Source organism: Streptomyces sp. NBC_00286, from assembly GCF_036173125.1.
In the GTDB taxonomy this organism is placed as follows: Bacteria; Actinomycetota; Actinomycetes; order Streptomycetales; family Streptomycetaceae; genus Streptomyces.
On record NZ_CP108054.1, the window covers coordinates 602096 to 619853 of the forward strand.

Consider the following 17758-nt stretch of genomic DNA (forward strand, 5'->3'; position numbering starts at 1 on the left):
ACCCACATGCCCGCCACCGTGATCAGTAACCTGGCCGCCGAACTGCCGCTACCCGAGGACGGCACCCTCAGCCGCGTCCTGTACCGCGACGACCGGCTGCGTGTGGTCGGCTTCGCGTTCGCCGCCGGCCAGGAACTGACCGAGCACACCTCGGCCCTGCCCGTGGTCATCCAGGTCGTCCAGGGCCACCTGGAGCTCGTCCTCGGCGACGAGAAGACCGAGGCACAGCCGGGGAGTTGGATCCACCTCCCGGCACGGCTGCCGCACACCGTGCGCGCCACCGAGCCCACCCTCATGCTGCTCACGATGCTGCCCGCCTGACCGGCCGCGGCCACGGGGATCAGGCCGTTGCGACGGCCAAGGCGCTCCCCGCACGATCAGCCTGGTTACCGGCGACTCGGGCCCCGCGACGCTTCGGCGGCCTCGGACCCCTCGATTCCACAACATGGCCGAACGGCCCCGGTACTACGGCCCTGTGGGCTCTGCCGCAACACCATGGCGAACTCGATGCGGCACGGCCTTGCGGGACCGCATCGACCGACTCTCGGGTTTCCCGCAACCGGCGACACGTCCTCGTCCGCTGAACACCGGCTGATGCGTGCGGCCGGGACCAATGGTCCCCCGGACGGACCCGCACGGCCCTCGTGACCGTTCCCGGCCGGTGGCCACGCTGGCAGTAGACCCGACCCGGCGGGCACCCGCCGGGGGTCGAAGGAGTTGATCGCCATGACAACCCCGGCGGGAATACCGGCCCGCCCGGTCCGGGTGAACGCGGTGCTCGACATGCCGCTGTCCCGGTGGCTGTGGCTGGTGAAGTGGATCCTGGTCATCCCCCACTACGTGGTGCTGTTCTTCCTCTGGATCGCGTTCACCGTGGTGAGCGTGATCGCGTTCTTCAGCATCCTGTTCACCGAGCGCTATCCGCGCGCCCTGTTCGACTTCAACCTGGGTGTGCTGCGCTGGAGCTGGCGGGTCGCGTACTACTCGTACGGCGCGTTGGGCACCGACCGATATCCACCGTTCAGCCTGGGTGAGGAGCCCGGCTACCCGGCGCGGCTGGACATCGCCTACCCCGAGCACCTCTCCCGCGGACTGGTGCTGGTCAAGTGGTGGCTACTGGCCATCCCGCACTACATCGTCGTCGGCTTCTTCCTCGGCGGCTGGCACCTCGGCTGGTGGGACGGCGGTCTCGTCGCCGTCCTGGCGGTGATCGCCGCCGTGATCATGGCCTTCACCGAGAAGTACCCGCGGAGCCTGTTCGACCTGATCCTCGGCCTCAACCGCTGGGTGCTACGGGTCGCCGCCTATGCCGCCCTGATGACGGACAACTATCCGCCGTTCCGGCTCGACATGGGCGGCACCGAACCAAGCGATGCGGAGGACCTGTCGTGATCACCGCACTCGTGGGGGCGTTCCTGATCGTGCATGGACTGCTCCACCTGGGCGTCTGGACGACGCCGGAGCAGCCCGACAAGCCGGCCCCGTTCGATCGCGGGCACTCGTGGGCGCTGGCCGCTGCCCATGTCTCCACCGCGCCGGCCAGGGCCGCGGCGCTGGCGCTCGCCTGGTACACGGCCCTCGTGTACGTCGTCGCCGGCGCCGGGGTGCTCGCGGGAAGCGAGTGGTGGCCGACGGCCGCTTTGGTGGCGGCCGCAAGCGGGCTTGCCCTCAAGGCGATCTGGTTCGACCCGTGGCTCAGCGTCGGCGTGCTGCTCGACGCGGGCGTCCTCGTCGCGCTGGCATCCAGCTGGCCCGGCTCCCTGTACTGAACCACTGCCGCCCGCCCAGGTCATGCGGTACTACCGACGTCCTCCACCAGGGACGCGGCATCGTCAGAAACGTACGTCTGCAGAGCGCACGGCGGCCGCGAGTGGCCGACCGTCCGCCGTTCCCGGTCCGACGTGCGGCATACGTGATGAGGGGAAGGAACGTGTCCACGGCGATTGCGGTGTCCGGCCTGATCAAGGAGTTCGGCCCGACCAGGGCCCTCGACCGCCTCGACCTCACCGTCGGCACGGGCTAAGTGCACGGCTTTCTGGGGCCGAACGGCGCCGGGAAGACGACCACCATCCGGATCCTGCTCGGGCTGCTGCGCCGAGACGGCGGGGCCGTGAGCGTGCTGGGCGGTGCCCCGTGGGCGGACGCCGTGGCGCTGCACCGCCGTCTGGCGTACGTGCCCGGCGAGGTCAATCTCTGGCCCAACCTCACCGGCGGTGAGGTGATCGACCTGCTGGGCACCCTGCGTGGCGGCCTGGATCCGGCGCGCCGCGCCGCTCTGTCCGAAGGCCCGCTGGAACCCGTCCTCGCCGCCGCGGTGAGCAGGCTGCGGTGGGCGATGAGCCACCTGCTGAACACATGGCTCGGGGCGGTCGCGCTCCTCCTGGTCTTCGCGGTGGGCATGGGGCTGGCCGCCGGACAGGGGCTGGGCGACACCCCCGCTCAGCTGCGCGCAATGACCGGAGCGGCGCTGGTACAACTGCCCGGGTTCATGGACATCGGCGGCGTCGTGATCGCGGCCACCGGACTGCTGCCGCGGTGGGCCGGCCCGGTGTCCTGGACAGTGCTCCTGGGATCCGTCCTACTCGGTCCGTTGTTCGGCCCGAGCCTGGATCTGCCGCGATGGGCCCAGAACCTGTCGCCGTTCACCCGCATACCCAAGGCACCGGCGGCCGACGTCACCGCGACTCCCCTCACGGCTCTGGTCGCGGTCTCAGTTGTCCTCGCCGTGATGGGCACGGTGTCGCTCCGCCGCCGCGACCTTGCTCTGCCGGCCTGACCCCGGGCTCTGCGGCCGACCATCGCGGCTGCGTCCGTCCTCGTCCCGGTGGAGTCCGCTGTCAGCCGGCGGTCCGCCGGCCATGGACTCAACGCACCGTGATCTCACGCCCGGTGATAGCCACAGGATCGATGCGCACCCATAGGTTGCGCTCACCGCCCGCCCATGGAGCGCTGTACGCCAGCTCCTCCAGCCGGCGTATGGCATCGGGGTCCGTCACTTCCCGGGCGGGTCCACGGACCAGCACGCTCCAGCCCTGGCTGAGCGCGTCGTCGATGCGGTCGACCTCGAAGGCGACCTGGGTTCCTGCGGCCGCCGCAGGCGTCGTGTGGGGCGCGGTGCGGAAGACGACCGCGCCGTCGATCACGCTGTAGTTGACGGGGACGATGACCGGGCCCTCGGGCGTGGACACCGCCAGGCGTCCCACGCCGTGCGTCGACAGCCGTGCCCGGCATTCCTCGGTGGTCAGCTCGTTCCACTGGGGGTGGAGGGCCGCCCGGCCGATTCCGGGCGGCAGATCGGCGTCGCCTCCGCGCAGGGCCGCGACCGTGGTCTCCAGTGCGTCGGCGAGCCTGATGAGGAGGCCGATGCCCGGCGCGGCGGTGGGCTGTTGCTCCAGGTACTGGATGTATCCGGGCGCGGTGCCCGCTCGTTCGGCCGTTTCTTCCAGGGTGAGGCCCAGTTCATCGCGTCGGTGCTCGATGCGCCTGCCGATGTCGCTGTGCGGGGACGGCGGCCGTGTGGTCGCGCCGGTCGAGGGTGTCCGGTCGGACATGGTCGTTCACTTCCCTTGGCTGGTCGCCTTGACGGCCACGGTGTCGTGGGGCTGCCCGCCGAGGACGACCTTGAGCGCTCCGGTGACGGCGGCCTGGGCGAAGACGTCGTAGGCCTCCTCCATCTGGTTCAGGGGGAAGGTGTGCGTGACCAGGGACGATGCGGGCAGGCGGCCGGCAGCCATCATGCGCAGCAGGGTGGGCGTGGAGGATGTGTCGACCAGCCCGGTGGTGATCGTCACGTTCTTGATCCACAGGTTCTCGAGGTGCAGAGTGGCGGGTTTGCCGTGCACGCCGACGTTGGCCACATGCCCGCCGGGGCGCACCATGCGCGTGCACATCTCGAAGCTCTCCGGCACCCCTACCGCCTCGATCGCCACATCGGCGCCGAGTCCCTCGGTGAGGTCGGCGACCAGCTCTTCGGCGTCTTCGCCTGCGGCGGCGGCCACGGCGTCCGCGCCGAGTTGTTTGGCCGCCTCCAACCGGGCCGGGGCAGGGTCCACGGCGACAATCCGCTGCGGGGTGTAGAGCTGTGCCGTGGCGATCGCAGCGAGCCCGACAGGCCCCGCTCCGACCACGACGACCGTGTCTCCGGGCCGTACGCTCCCGTTGAGCACGCCCACCTCGTACGCCGTCGGGAAGATGTCGGCCAGCAGCACGGCGTCCTTGCCGTCCAGCGCGCCGGGCAGCGGATGCACGGACAGGTCCGCGTGGGGCACACGGACGTACTCGGCCTGCGTGCCGTTGATCAGATGGCCGAGGATCCAGCCTCCGCCGCCCCGGCACTGCCCGTACGCGCTCTCCTTGCAGAAGCGGCAGCGGCCGCACGCCGTGATGCACGAGACCAGCACCCGGTCACCGGGGCGGACCGTGCGTACGTCACCGCCGACCTCGACCACCTCGCCGACGGCCTCATGGCCGAGGACCGTGCCGGGGCGTACCTCTGGTACGTCTCCCTTGAGGATGTGCAGGTCCGTACCGCAGATGGTGACGGCGTCGACACGGATGATCGCGTCGGTCGCCTCCTCGATCCCAGGGTCCGGGACGTCCTCCCATACCGACTGTCCGGGGCCGCGAAAGACGAGTGCCTTCATGACGATCCCTCTTTCCTGCTCGTCCAGCCGCGGCTTCCCATCAGGGCGGGAGTGCCGCAGGATGACCTCTCTCGGCCGGAACGGTTCCTCAACTCCATCCTGACCGGGACAGAAGCCGCCCGCATGGGCCGTTCGGCCCACGTTGCCGGGCCGAGCAGGGCCGGGCGGCCTCAGGCGTGGCCCACGGGCCCCTACGAGATCCGCCCGAGCTGCCGGAAAGTGGAGAGGGGCAACGCCGAAGGAGGCAGCAGCCATGCGGCACCGCATCGTGAGCGAGCTGATGACGACGGACGTCGTGAACGTGCGGCAGGACGCGACCTTCACGGAGATCGCCAAACTGCTCGCGGCGCACGGCATCACGGCCGTTCCGGTCGTGGACGACACCGACAGGCCCCTCGGAGTGATCTCCGAGGCGGACCTCTTGCGCAAGGAGGCGAGCCGGCTCGATCCGGCCGGGCTCCTGCCTTCCCTGCGCCCAGAATCCGGCGAGCGCACCAAGGCGGACGCGACCACGGCGGAAGGGCTCATGACCAGCCCGGCCGTCGTCGCCCGCCCCGAGTGGACGGTGGTCGAGGCCGCCCAGGCGATGGAACGGAGCCGGGTCAAGCGACTGCCGGTGGTGGACGAGTCCGGTCGGCTGATCGGCGTGGTCAGCCGCGCCGACCTGCTGCGGGTGTTCCTGCGCGGCGACCGTACCGTCCGCGAAGAGATCACCGGGGACGTGCTGATGCGCACGCTGGGCATCCCGCCCACCGCTGTGACCGTGCATGTCGTCGAAGGACGGGTCACCCTGCGCGGCACCGTCGAACGCAAGAGCGTCATTCCGGTCGCCTTGCGGCTGTGCAGAAGTGTGGACGGGGTGGTCGACGTCTCCGAGCACCTGGACTTCAAGGTCGACGACACCGGCAGCCCGGCCGCGGACGCCGGCTCCCCGCGTCGCGCCCAGCTCTCACCCTGAAGGCGGGCGGGACGCGGCACGGGGCCCGACGGGCGCCGGGCCGCATCCAAGGACATCGCCGAATGCTGCACTCCCAGCAGGAGGACACAAGGCGCAGGAGCTTGCCCGGCCAAGCCATGGGTGGCACCGGGGCCTGCTCCACACACGCGGCGCGCCCAAGCGAGCGGAACGACAGCCTCGTCATCCGCGTCCGGCCGGGCGGTCGGCAGCCGCGCCCAAACGGCACCTCAAGGGGGCCAAGCGCCCCTTCCGCCCATCCCAGTCATGGCTTTTCGAACGGTGATGCCGTGTCTCCCCCGCTACCTCACCGCAGATCGTCATGGGTTGGACCGTGCTCGGTAGGGCTGAACGGCCCATCACGGAATATCAGTTGGCCCCCAAACGGCCCCATGCACGCTGCCTGGCAGGCCCATGTGTCGTGCCATCCCCGAATGCCACCGTTCTCACAGGGCCGATGACCTGACAGTGCCCATGAGGAGGTGCGGACCGATGCGCAGGGACACTCGTACGAAGCAGAGGCTGTGGCGGTGGCGGAGCAATCCCCTGCGACGACGCGACGACGCCGTCGAGGCATGGATCGTGCTGGCCGTGTGGACGGGCATCGCGCTGGGCGGCACGCTCGCCGGCCTGGTCGCGGGGCACGCCGTCGCCGAGTCCTTCGCACAGCAGCGCGCCGGGCGGCACTCCGTCCCGGCGGTGCTCCTTGAGAACACCCCGGCAGTCTTCGTGACGGAGGCGGGACCCAGCCGCCAGCAGGTCCGCGCCAAGGTCCGCTGGACCGCCGCGGACGGCTCCACACACATCGGTAAGGCCAAGGTGGACACCGGGCACAAGACCGGTTCGAAGGTCCGGGTCTGGATGGACAGTCGGGGGCAACTCACGTCGGAGCCGGCGACTGCCGCCCAGGCCACCGTGTTCGCGGGCTACGCGGCCACCGCAGCCGCACTCGGGGTCGGCGGCGTGACGTACGCGGTCGGTCGCATCGCACGAGGGCGGCTGGACCGGCGGCGCATCGACCAGTGGGGCCGGGAGTGGGACCAGGTCGGACCGCAGTGGATTCGCAAGACCACCTGAGCCACAACCGGTTGGCCATGACAGAGGGCTGACCGGCCCTGGCGGGCACGACCCGGCGGCGGAGGCCGAGAAGCACCACAGCGAGTTCCGCTACGGCACGCTCACCCACGCGCTCCGGCTGCCGACCAGGATGGCCTGGAGCACCGCAGCCCTACTACAAGAACAAGATCCGCCCCACCCCGAACAGCGGACAACGGTGTCCTGCCGACTGGCTCGTGCCTCCGTCCTCTCGCAGTGAGCCGACACTCCCTGTCGCAGAGACCGCGTATGGCCCGCCGCGGCACGACGGCGGGCCATACGCGTGTGCGTGACCGCGCTCGTGAGGAACAGGACGACCGCGGCGGGAGCGGCGGCAGCCGCCGGCCGGCCCGCTCCGTTCTCGGGCCCGGCGGCCAGTACGAGGGACGCGGCGGCCACGCCCGCGACCAGCCCGGAGCCGAAGGGGCGGCGAAAATGCTCCGGGAGCGGTCCGGGCCGATCAGGGGCGGACGGTGACACAGCGCCGCCCATCGAGCGGCCTCTCGCACCTCGCGCCGGTGCTGCACGGTCACGCGTGCCCGGAAGCCGGCCGTGACGGCGGCGCCTGCGACAGCCGTGGCACACGGCATCCACCACGCCTCGGCCACGAGCAGTTGCGCGGCGATGGCCCCGGCCGTGACCCAGCCGCACAAGCAGGCCACCGCGGCGGTACGGCGGGAGTCAGGGCGGTCAGCTCCCGCCCACAGGCCGACGAGTGCGGGTATGTACCAGACATAGCCAGAGACGGTCACCACTGCGACGCCCAGCGCCAACGGCTTCCCGTACTTGGCGGTCTGCCAGACGTCGTAGAAGGTAGAAGAACGGCAGGATCGACAGGCCCAGCAGGAACGCCCCCGATGCTGGACAAAGCGCTGAGGGCGGTGAAGCCGTCGGCGGCCGCGATCACCAGCGGGATGAGGGCCTGGCCCACCACCGAGGCGGTCAGCTGGGTCCCGGACCGGGGAACCCGGCCCGGGACAGCTCGGCGTTCAGCTCTTCTCCAGTGCCCCCACCAACTCTTCGGCGACACGCGTCGCCCATGCCTCGATCTCGGGGAAGTTCCGGAAGTCGCCGCCCTTTCCGTTCTTCAGGATCATCCGGGCGACCCACCCCTTCGCGCCCTCCTCCAGGCAGCCGCCGAAGGTGACGTGCCCCCTGGCGTCGAGCTGGACCATGGCCTTCTTCACGCCGGGCACCGGCGGGATGTCCCGCTCCGAGGCTGTCGCGTCGAGCGGGCCGCTGCTGAACAGCCACACGGGGCGTTCGGCCAGCTCGCGGTGGTGTCGGCGCACAAACCGGCGGGCGTCCTTGTGCCAGCGTCCGGCGTACAGTGCGCCGCCGACCACGACGGCGTCGTACGACGTCACGCGCGCGACCGAGCCGGCCGGCAGCGCCTCGCTGGTGAAACCCTCCTTGCGCAGCACCGCGGCCACGGCCTCGGCGATCTGCGCGGTCGATCCGTTCGTCGTCCCGTAGGCGACCAGCACGTTGCCGGTCATGACGGTTCGCCTCCTCTCATTTCACATCACTTCACAGTTTGCGCAGCCAGTCGTCGGCGACACCGTGCAGTGCCTGCTCGCCGGGCTGGAGACGGGCGTCGTCCAGCCGATGGGTGAGCTTGTCGACGACGGCGACGACACCGTCGATCTGTCGGGTCATGGAGACGGCGATCTCCGTCTCGCTCTTACGTTCCATGTGGCCGTCGAGCGTGACCACGCCCTCCACCACGGAGACGTCGATGCTGCGTGGCGCCAGCCACAGTGTCCGTATCAGTACCTCGTCGATGACCTCGCTGCGGATCTCCGCGTCGGGCCGCAGGAAGACCTGGAGCAGGTCGCGGCGGGTGACGATGCCGACGAGCCGGTGCTCCTCGTCGAGGACGGGCAGCCGTTCGATGTGGTGCTGTGCCATGGTGCGGGCGGCCTCGACGATGCTGTCGCCGGCATGGATCGTGACGGGCGGCTCGCTCATCAGCTGTCCTGCCGTGCGGGCCCTGGCCTTGACGGCCCGTTTCCGGCCCTCCTGAGTCAGCCGGGCGAACGGGAAGCGCTTCTTCGGCGCGTACGGGTCGGGGATCTCGGCCTGCCGTACCAGCAGGTCCGTCTCGGAGATGACGCCGATGACCTTCTCGTCGTCATCGACCACGGGCAGTCCGCTGATGCGGTGCCGGCCGAGCAGCCGGGCCACCTCCTTGAACGGGGTGCCGTACGTGGCACGGACGACCTCCGTGGTCATCACGGAGCCGATCTTGTTGTGCTTCATGGCTGTTCCTCCTCAGCGGAGTCGGCGCAGATACGGGTCGTGGGGCCTGCGGGGCAGCAGGCGTACGCGTGCGTCGAGCACGGTGACTCCGCCCGGTGTCGCGAGAACGGGGTTGAAGTCGCCCTCGGCGAGCTGCGGGAGGTCGCTCGCCATGCGGGACAGGCGCAGCAGCAGCTGTTCGAGGCCTTCCAGGTCGACGGGCCGGCTGCCGTGCGCGCCGAACAGGAGCGGGGCGCAGCGCGGGGCCGTGATCAGGTCGTGGACGTCGTGGTCGGTGAGCGGAGCGAGGCGGGCGGCGTGGTCGCGCAGGACTTCGGTGGCGGTGCCGCCGAGCCCGAAGAGGACGAGCGGGCCGAAGACCTGGTCCTGGACGACGCCGGCGAACAGCTCGGTGCCGCGGTCGGCGAGCGGCTGCACGACCACGCCGGTCAGCAGGCCGGCGAATCGGGTCTCCAAATCCCGGTAGGCGGCGCGGACTTGGGAGTCGCCGCGCAGATCGAGGTGGACGGCGTGCTGTGCGCTCTTGTGCAGGAGTCCGGGCCAGTGGGCCTTCATGACCACCCGGCCGTCGGCGCCGCGCAGCCGGTCGGCGGCCAGGACGGCGTCGTCCTCGGTCTCGGCCCAGGCCCACGGCAGCTGCGGGATGCCGTAGCAGTCGAGGAGCTCGGCGCACACGCGCGGGTCGAGCCAGCCGCCGTCCGGGTGCGCGTCGAGGTAGGCCTCGACGACCGCGTGGGCCCGCTCGGTCTCGACGCCGTCGAGGTCGGGGACGGTCCCGGCGGGCCGGGCGAGCCAGGCCGCACGCTGGGCCGCGTGGGCCAACGCCCGTGCCGCGGCCTGGGGTTCGGCGTACGACGGAACGGTGCCGCCGTCCGCAGCGGGCAACAGCTCGACGGGCAGGGCTTGTTCGAGGCGTACCGCGGCGATCGGCTTGGGCCTTGGTCCGGGGATGGGGGTCCCCCCGCTCGAGTTCATTCGAGACTGGGGGAGGATGAGGGCCCGGACGAGGTCGTCGCCGGTCGCCGCGGCGACCGCGGTGGGGACCAGGGCCACCAGGACGGCGTCGACACCGCCGTACCGCATGATCCGGTCCACACAGTCCGTGAGCTGTTCCTCCGTGACGGCGGCGGTGGCATCGACCGGGTTGCCCACCGCGGCCCCGTCCGGCAGTACGGCGAGCAGGTCGTCGATCAGTTCCGGGGTGGGCGCCGGGAGCTGGAGCCCGGCCTCGGCGCAGGCGTCGGCCGCGAGGACGCCGACTCCGCCCGCGTTGGTGACGATCGCGACACGGGGCCCGGCCGGCAGCGGCTGGGAGTGCAACAGCGCGGCGGCTTCCAGCAGTTCGCCCACCGAGTGAGTGGCGGTGATGCCCGCCTGAGTGAACAGCGCGCCCCGGGTCATGGTGCGGGTGGCGGCGGCCGCGGTGTGCGAGGCGGCGGCGCGGCGGCCCGCATCGGTGCGCCCGGCGTCGACGGTCAGCACCGGCATCCGGCGGGTCACGCGCCGGGCGGTGCGGGAGAAGGCACGCGGGCTGCCGAACGACTCCAGGTGCAGCAGGGCCAACTCGGTGCGGCCGTCGCTCTCCCACCACTGCAGCATGTCGTTGCCGCTGACGTCGTACTTGTCGCCCAGTGACACGAACGAGGAGACACCGACGCCGAGCCGGGACAGCCCGTCCAGCACGGCGATGCCGACACCGCCGGACTGCACGGCGACGCCCGCGGTGCCGGGGTGCGGATGCGTGGCGGCGAAGGTGGCGTCGAGACGCAGCTGCGGGTCGGTGTTGGAGATGCCGAGGCAGTTGGGGCCGACGAGCCGCATGCCGTACGAGCGGCAGGCCGCCAGCAGGGCCCGGGCCTGGTCGGCGTCCAGGCCGGCGGTGACGACGAGCAGGGCCCGTACGCCCGCCTTGCCGCACTCCTCTGCGGTGTCCGGGACCGCGGCCGCGGGTACGGCGAGCACCGCGAGGTCGGGTGTCTTGGGCAGGGCGCTGACCGACGGGTGGCACGGCACGCCGAGGATCGAGTGCGCGGCGGGGTTCACCGCGAACAGCCGCCCGGTGTAGCCGCCCGCGTGCAACTGATGCAGGACCGCCCGGCCCACCGAGCCCGGCTTGCGCCCGGCCCCTACGACGGCGACCACCTCCGGCCGCAACAGCGGCTTCAGACTGACGACATCGGCGGCGCGGCCGCGTTCCTCCACGGCCGTCAGGTAGGTGTCGCTCTGATCGAGCTCGATGGTGCAGCGCACCTCCGGGCCCTCGAAGCGGCGGGCCGTGCGCAGGCCGAGGTCCGCGAAGAGACGCAGCACCTCGTTGTTCTCACTCAACGCGTCGGCCGTGAACGTGGTGATGCCCTCGGCGCGGGCGGCCGAGACCAGGTGCTCGACGAGGAGGGTGCCGACACCCCGGTGGTGCAGTCCGTCGGCGACCGCGATGGAGATGTCGGCCGAGTCCCCGGTGCCGCCGGTGTCGTACTCGGCGAGGCCGATGACCCGGCCCGCCGTCTCGGCCAGCAGGGCCCGGTGGCCGGGATGCTCCGGGGCGCAGGCCCGGTCGGCGGCCAGCCCGGCGGAGCGCCGGCTCGCGGCGAAGAACCGCAGCCGCAGATTCTCCGGGGACATCTCCTCGTAGAACCCCTGCAGCTGCTCGTGGTCGGCCCGCTCCACCGGGCGGATGCACACGGTGGTGCCGTCCGCGAGCAGGGCATGAACCGTGGGCCTGCGGTGTGCGTCGTCCGTCATCGCGGGTCTCCTCCAGGTCTCTTGACACTCAAAGCGTCCAGCGGAACGGGGCGCCGCCGCATGGGCTGTCCGGGGCCGGAACGTGGGCCGATCGGCCCTCGAGGGGAGGCCGGGTTTCCGGCGTTCCACGCCCAGTCCGCGACCTCGGGCAGTTCGTCGTCTTCGAGCGATGGGATACGTCAGTCGTGGGCGACGACCGCGACGGGTGCGGTGGCGTGGTGCAGGACGGCGTGCGTGACGGGTCCGATGTGCGTGCCGAACGGGTTGCGGCGGATCCGGCGGCCCACGACGACCAGGGAGGCCTCGCTGGAGACGTCCACCAGGAAGTTGGCGGCACTGCCCGAGCGGGACTCCTCGACGACCTCGACGTCCGGGTACTTCCGGCGCCACGGACGCAGGACCTCGGCCAGGGCGGCGGCCTGCTGCCGGGCGATCTCGTCGTACAGCCCCAGGTCGGCGGAGAGACCGTAGACGTAGTACGGCGGCAGACTCCAGCCGTTGATGACCCGCAGGACGGCAGAGCGTCGGGCGGCCGCGTCGAACGCGAACTCGATCACGGAGTCGTCGGGGCCCGCGGAGTCCAGTCCCAGGACGACGGGCCGGTACGGCGTGGCCGCCGACGGGATGCCCACGGGGTCGGCCTCGTGCTCGTCGGCGGCCTGCTCGCCTGCCCGGACCAGGACGACGGGCCGTTCGGCGTGCGCGACGACGGAGAGGCCGACGGAGCCGACCATGAACCCGCCGATCCCGCTCAGCCCGCGGGAGCCGAGGGCGAGCAACTCGGCGTCCTCGGCTGCCTTGGTCAGGGCTTCGGCCGGCCTGCCGGTCAGCTGCTCTGCGCTCACCTCGAGGCCGGGGTGGCGCAGCCTGAGCCCCTCGGCGGCCTCGCGGGGAACACGTTCGGTCCAGTGCTGCTGGGTCTCGGCACCGAGGAGCGGAGCCTGGGCCACGGGATCCGAGACGGGCTCCCAGACGTGGACGATCTTCAGCGGCAGGCCGCGCAGCTTCGCCTCGCGCGCTGCCCACTCTGCGGCGGCACGGCTTTCGGGCGAGCCGTCGATGCCTGCGACAACGGTGCGGACCATGGTTGTGCCTCCTGATCTGGGGTTCTGATTCCAGCGTCGTGCCGAGGGGCTGCGTGGTGCAGGGGCCGCAGGTCCCCGGCCCGGGCCGAACGGCCCCACGGGTGCCGGTCGCACGGCGAGCCCGGTGGACGCGCGTGGAGGATCCCCGTGGGTTTTTCGGACTGCGTCGCACAGCCGAAGCCGACGGTCTTGTCGAGGAACACCCACAGGACGACGAACCCGGTCAGCAGGCGGAGGGACGCGAAGGCGTAGTCCCGCACGGACGCCGTGGCGACGCTCACCGACGCATCAGTCCTGGGGCGCACGCGGCCGGCCCTTTCGGAACAACGGCCGGTGGAACCCGGAGCTCCGGTGAGGCTGCTCGAGCACGGCCATGATTCCTTCGGGACGTCGTGGATGTCGGTCGTCGCATTGCACGCGCAGTCCACTCTGGTCGGGGGTGGCGGCCGTCGCCGGGTGCCGAAGGTCGACTTCCGTTGGGCTGAACGGCCCCTTCCGCAGGCCTTGTTGGGCCTCCGAGGATGGATCCGGCGACGCGGCCTCCCGAGTGCGGGCGCTGCGGCGGATCATTGGGGCAGGCGGCGGAAGGAGCTCCATGGATCACGGCTCGGGCGGGCATGCCTTGGGGTGGCGCCGTCTGACGCCTGGGATCGCCGCGCTGATCGGCTACCGCCGCTCCTGGTTGCGCGGCGATCTGCTGGCCGGCGTCACGGTGGCCGCGTATCTGGTTCCGCAGGTGATGGCGTACGCGGGTGTCGCCGGTCTGCCGCCGGTGGCCGGACTGTGGGCGATCCTGCCCGCCCTCGTCCTGTACGCGCTCCTCGGCTCGTCCCGGCTGCTCTCGGTCGGTCCCGAGTCCACGACGGCGCTGATGACAGCGACCGTGGTGGCCCCGCTCGTCGGCGCGGACCCGGACCGCTACGCCACGCTGGCCGCCACCCTCGCCGTGACGGTCGGCCTGCTGTGCCTGGCTGCCTGGGCACTGCGCCTGGGGTTCGTCGCCGATCTGCTGTCCCGTCCGGTCCTGATCGGTTATCTGGCGGGCGTGGCGCTGATCATGATCGTGGACCAGCTCCCCAAGCTGACCGGCGTGGACACGACGGGTTCGGCCTTCTTCCCGCAGCTGTGGTCCTTCGTACGGCATCTCGGGCAGGCGCATGGGGCCACGGTGCTGTTCGCCGCCGTCACGCTGGCGTTGCTGTTCACGGTGGCACGGTGGCTCCGCACGGTGCCCGGTCCCCTGCTGGCGGTCGTGCTGGGCACCGCGGCCGTGGCCGCCTTCGACCTCGACGACCGGTACGGCATCAAGGTGATCGGCGACGTCCCGGCGGGACTGCCCGCCGTGGCGCTGCCGGACCTGACCGAACTGCCGCACCTGGTGCTGCCCGCCCTGGGCGTCCTCCTCGTCGCGTACACCGACTTCATCCTCACCGCCCGCGCCTTCACCGGACCTGACGCGGACAAGGGCACTCCGCTCGACGCCGATCAGGAGTTCCTGGCACTGGGCGCAAGCAATCTCGGGGCCGGCTTTCTGTACGGCTTCCCGGTGAGCAGCAGCGCCAGCCGCACCGCGCTCGCCTCCTCCGCGGGCGCCCGCAGCCAGGCGTACTCCCTGGTGGCGGGCCTGGCGGTGCTCGCCGTCCTGCTGTTCCTGAGCCCGCTGCTGTCCCGCACGCCGTCGGCCGTGCTGGGTGCGCTCGTCGTGTACGCCGCCGTCCGCATGATCGACCTGACGGGCTTCACCCGGCTGGCCTCCTTCCGGCGGCGCGAACTGCTCCTGGCCCTCGGCTGCCTGGCCGGCGTGCTGGTCCTCGACATCCTGTACGGGGTACTCGTGGCCGTCGGACTGTCCGTGGCGGAGCTGCTGAGCCGGGTGGCCCGTCCGCACGACGCGATCGAGGGCATCGTCCCGGGTGTGGCGGGCATGCACGACGTGGACGACTACCCGCAGGCCCGTACGATCCCCGGCCTGCTGGTCTACCGCTACGACTCGCCGCTCTTCTTCGCCAACGCGGAGGACTTCCGCCGCCGTGCTCTGGCCGCCGTCGACGAACAGACCGGCCCTGTGCACTGGTTCGTCCTCAACACCGAGGCGAACGTGGAGGTGGACATCACCGCCCTGGACGCGGTGGACGCCCTGCGCCGCGAACTGACCCACCGCGGGATCGTCTTCGCCCTCGCCCGGGTGAAACAGGACCTGCTGGCCGAACTGGAGGCCTACGGACTCGGGGAAGCGGTCGGCAGGGACCTGATCTTCCCCACACTGCCGACCGCGGTGACCGCGTACCGGGAGTGGAGCCGCGGCCGATAGACCTGGCGACGCGTGTGGCGGGCCCCAGCCGGTACGGAGGGTTCAGCCCTTCATGCCTCGCTTTCGGATCCTCGGCCTCTCCCCCGCAGTCCGTCACCCGCACAGGGCCGTACGGCCCCAGGAGCGCACCATCCGGCCCTCGCCCGATGGTCGCCGGCCCGCGACCATGGTGTGGGGGTGTATGCGCGGCGGCGGAGCCCTCGGCTGTCGCGTCGGCTATCGGAGGTGCACCATGACCGGACCTGTCGTCGTCGGACTCGACGGTTCCGCCGCGAGCGTGACGGCCGCGTGGTGGGCCGCTCGCGAAGCCGCGGAGCGGCATCTGCCCGTCGTGCTGCTCCACTCCTGGACGACCCAGCCACTCGACGTGCCGATCGCCCAAGAGGCCCACAACAAGAAGCGGTACGGGCACGACGTACTGCAGCGGACCGCGGCCGAACTGCTCCACCGCCACGGCGATCTGGCCCTCACCACGGAACTGGTGTCGGAGCCGGCCGCACAGGCCCTCCTGAGCCACGGCGAGAACGCGGCCATGCTCGTCCTCGGCTCCCGCGGACACGGCTCCGTGGCAAGCTTCCTGCTCGGCTCCATCAGCCTGCATGTCCTGGGCCTGGCCCAGTGCCCGGCCGTCACAGTCCGGGCCGGCGCTCCCGCCGTCGAGGCCGGCTGGGAGCACCCCGCGGCGGCGGACCGGGACGAGGTCGTGGTCGGTGTGCAGGAGCTCGGGCCGGATGCCGAGCCGCTGCTGGAATTCGCCTTCACCGCCGCCGAGTTGAGCGGAACCCGCGTGTGCGCGGTGCGGGCCCTGCCCGCTTCCGCGCTCGTGACTCATCCCCAGGCCCTTGCCGCCCAGCAGGCCGACCGCGACCGCGAGGCCGAGGAGCGCACGCGGCTGGCCGCGGTCTTGATCCCGTGGCGCGAGAAGTTCCCCGACGTCCCCGTCGTGGAGCACGTCGCCATGGGTTCCGCGGCACAGGTGCTGCTGGCCGCTTCGGCACACAGCCGACTCACCGTCATAGGACGTCGGCGCCATCCGTCCCGCAGGACGTGGAAGCTCGGGCCGGTCGCGCACGCGGCCCTGCATCACGTGCCGTGCCCCGTCGCCGTCGTCCCGCACGACTGAGCCGGCCCGAGCGGTCGTCCTCAACGCCCTGCGCGCCCTCCGCGCGCTGCGCGACGACCGTGCGGTGCGGCCGGTGCCGAAGCCCGCCACGGAAGCCCTCATCCATCGCTTCGCGGCCGAACACGACGACCTGCCGGACGTCCTCGAGGCCGTGCGAACCGCCGCCGACCGCCTCTCGGACAACCCCGGACCGGAGTCCCTCGCGGCAGTGCGCGAAGCGCATCGCCTGGTCACCGAACAGCTCCTGCCACACGAGTACGCCGAGGAGCACCAGCTCTGCCCCGCCCTCGCCCCCACGCTCGGCGTCCCGAGGCCACCGCCACCATGAGCCGCGCCCACTCCGAGATCGAACGGCTCGCCCGACGCATCGATGTCCTCCCCACGCTCACCGAAGCTGACGCCGACGGCGGACCGGTGCCGGAGCAGCTCGACGACCTGCGTGCCTGTCTCTACGGGCTGCACACCGTCCTGCGTCTGCACTTCACGCAGGAGGAGGAGAACTACTTCTCCCTCGCACCGTGAACCGGCCTACGCCTCGCGGGCACTTCCGGTCAGGTGGGATACGACTCACTCGTGGGGCACGACGGCCACGGGGCAGCCGACGTGATGGATGGCGGCGTGGGTGACGGGGCCGGTGTGCGGGCCCAGCGGCCCCTCGGCGATCCGGTGTCCCACCACGAGAAGACTCGCTCCCGTGGCGGCCCGGACGAGCACGGACCGGGCCCTGCCCTCCGCGACGGTCTCCGCGACCACGATCTCGGGATACTTGTCCCGCCACACCTGCAGCACGGCGGACAGAAAGCCCTGCCACTCCTCGGCACGCTGCGGATCATTCATCAGCCCGATCTCCCCCGGGCCGAGGCCGAGCGGCGACGGCGCCTGCCAGGCGTGCACCACCCGCAACCGCGCCGCACGCAGCCGGGCCGCCTCGAAGGCGAACTCGATCACCTCGTCACACGCCTCATCGAGGTCGATGCCCAGCACCACGTCCCGGTACCCGGTCCGTGTGGAAGCACTCCCGTCCTCCGCCGGCAGGTGTTCGTCCGCCGCCTCCTCCCCGGCCCGCACGAGCACGACCGGCCGCGTGGCCCGCGCCACCACCCCGAGCGCCACCGACCCCACCAGGAAACCGGCGAGTCCGCTCAGCCCGCGCGAGCCCAGCACCAGCACGTCGGCCCGCTCCGCCGCACGCAGCAGCGCCTGCGTCGCCGGCCCCTCCATCTGCTCGTCGTGCACACGCACGCCCGGGCACGCCTCGCGGACGTGCTCCTCCGCCTGGCGCAGCACCCGCCGCGCCTGAGAGCGCTGAACCGCGCCCGCGTACTCCCCCTCCGCGGACCGCGGGCTCCAGTTCCTGACGTGCACCAGCCGCAGCGCTCGGTCACGGCGCTCGGCCTCCCGGGCCGCCCACGCGGCGGCGGCGAGGCTTTCGGCGGATCCATCCACTCCGGCGATCACGGGCGCAAGCATGATGCATACCTCCAACGCTTGGACTGCTCCTCACGGCCAGCCTCACACTGCGCACGACCAGCGGGTATGGGC

15 protein-coding genes and 2 pseudogenes are annotated in these 17758 nt (G+C 71.7%); 10 read left to right on the top strand and 7 right to left on the bottom strand.

Annotation, left to right across the window (positions count from 1 at the left end; genetic code table 11):
• Positions 1-6: 6 nt before the first annotated feature.
• The 4 genes and pseudogenes from OHT21_RS02880 to OHT21_RS02895 form a co-directional block, all read left to right on the top strand.
• Positions 7-321 carry a cupin domain-containing protein gene (locus OHT21_RS02880; RefSeq protein ID WP_328766588.1) on the top strand — a complete coding sequence of 105 codons (315 nt, stop codon included), beginning with the start codon at positions 7-9 and terminating at the stop codon, positions 319-321.
• A gap of 405 nt (positions 322-726) precedes the next feature.
• Positions 727-1392 (top strand): DUF4389 domain-containing protein, encoded by a 666-nt coding sequence (locus OHT21_RS02885; RefSeq protein ID WP_328766589.1) that lies wholly within the window; start codon positions 727-729, stop codon positions 1390-1392.
• Complete coding sequence (locus OHT21_RS02890; protein ID WP_328766590.1) at positions 1389-1769, top strand: hypothetical protein; 381 nt, start codon at positions 1389-1391, stop codon at positions 1767-1769. Before OHT21_RS02885 ends, OHT21_RS02890 begins: the two co-directional genes overlap by 4 nt.
• 146 nt (positions 1770-1915) lie before the next feature.
• A pseudogene (locus tag OHT21_RS02895) lies at positions 1916-2284 on the top strand (ATP-binding cassette domain-containing protein); the annotation flags it as partial.
• 580 nt (positions 2285-2864) lie between these two features.
• Here the strand turns inward: OHT21_RS02895 and OHT21_RS02900 are convergent.
• On the bottom strand, positions 2865-3551 hold the full coding sequence (locus OHT21_RS02900) for a helix-turn-helix domain-containing protein (protein ID WP_328766591.1): 687 nt from the start codon (positions 3549-3551) through the stop codon (positions 2865-2867).
• 6 nt (positions 3552-3557) lie between these two features.
• Positions 3558-4643 carry an alcohol dehydrogenase catalytic domain-containing protein gene (locus OHT21_RS02905; protein ID WP_328766592.1) on the bottom strand — a complete coding sequence of 362 codons (1086 nt, stop codon included), beginning with the start codon at positions 4641-4643 and terminating at the stop codon, positions 3558-3560.
• 253 nt (positions 4644-4896) lie between these two features.
• Here OHT21_RS02905 and OHT21_RS02910 point away from each other — a divergent pair, with 253 nt between their 5' ends.
• The 3 genes from OHT21_RS02910 (at position 4897) to OHT21_RS02920 (ending at position 7170) form a co-directional block, all read left to right on the top strand.
• On the top strand, positions 4897-5601 hold the full coding sequence (locus tag OHT21_RS02910; protein ID WP_328766593.1) for a CBS domain-containing protein: 705 nt from the start codon (positions 4897-4899) through the stop codon (positions 5599-5601).
• Between the two features lie 489 nt (positions 5602-6090).
• Positions 6091-6675, top strand: a complete 585-nt coding sequence (locus tag OHT21_RS02915; RefSeq protein WP_328766594.1) for an Rv1733c family protein — start codon at positions 6091-6093, stop codon at positions 6673-6675.
• Between the two features lie 303 nt (positions 6676-6978).
• Positions 6979-7170: a hypothetical protein gene (locus tag OHT21_RS02920; protein ID WP_328766595.1), complete on the top strand. Its 192-nt coding sequence runs from the start codon at positions 6979-6981 to the stop codon at positions 7168-7170.
• A gap of 512 nt (positions 7171-7682) precedes the next feature.
• Here OHT21_RS02920 and OHT21_RS02925 read toward each other — a convergent pair.
• From OHT21_RS02925 to OHT21_RS02940, 4 genes are all read right to left on the bottom strand, one after another.
• Complete coding sequence (locus tag OHT21_RS02925) at positions 7683-8192, bottom strand: flavodoxin domain-containing protein (RefSeq protein WP_328766596.1); 510 nt, start codon at positions 8190-8192, stop codon at positions 7683-7685.
• Positions 8193-8223: 31 nt separating this feature from the next.
• Positions 8224-8955 carry a CBS domain-containing protein gene (locus OHT21_RS02930; RefSeq protein WP_328766598.1) on the bottom strand — a complete coding sequence of 244 codons (732 nt, stop codon included), beginning with the start codon at positions 8953-8955 and terminating at the stop codon, positions 8224-8226.
• A gap of 12 nt (positions 8956-8967) precedes the next feature.
• On the bottom strand, positions 8968-11697 hold the full coding sequence (locus OHT21_RS02935; protein ID WP_328766600.1) for a bifunctional acetate--CoA ligase family protein/GNAT family N-acetyltransferase: 2730 nt from the start codon (positions 11695-11697) through the stop codon (positions 8968-8970).
• A gap of 179 nt (positions 11698-11876) precedes the next feature.
• Entirely contained in the window at positions 11877-12782 is a 906-nt protein-coding gene (locus tag OHT21_RS02940) for a universal stress protein (RefSeq protein ID WP_328766601.1), read from the bottom strand.
• 595 nt (positions 12783-13377) lie between these two features.
• Between OHT21_RS02940 and OHT21_RS02945 the strand changes: the two genes are divergently transcribed.
• From OHT21_RS02945 to OHT21_RS02955, 3 genes and pseudogenes are all read left to right on the top strand, one after another.
• Positions 13378-15093 (top strand): SulP family inorganic anion transporter, encoded by a 1716-nt coding sequence (locus OHT21_RS02945; RefSeq protein WP_328766602.1) that lies wholly within the window; start codon positions 13378-13380, stop codon positions 15091-15093.
• 232 nt (positions 15094-15325) lie between these two features.
• Positions 15326-16216 (top strand): universal stress protein, encoded by an 891-nt coding sequence (locus tag OHT21_RS02950; RefSeq protein WP_328766603.1) that lies wholly within the window; start codon positions 15326-15328, stop codon positions 16214-16216.
• 10 nt (positions 16217-16226) lie between these two features.
• Positions 16227-16738 (top strand): annotated as a pseudogene (locus OHT21_RS02955) (hemerythrin domain-containing protein); the annotation flags it as partial.
• Positions 16739-16783: 45 nt separating this feature from the next.
• On the opposite strand, the gene OHT21_RS02960 reads toward OHT21_RS02955, so the two are convergent.
• The gene (locus OHT21_RS02960) at positions 16784-17686 is read right to left on the bottom strand and encodes a universal stress protein (RefSeq protein ID WP_328766605.1); all 903 of its coding nucleotides are present in this window, start codon (positions 17684-17686) and stop codon (positions 16784-16786) included.
• Positions 17687-17758 lie beyond the last annotated feature (72 nt).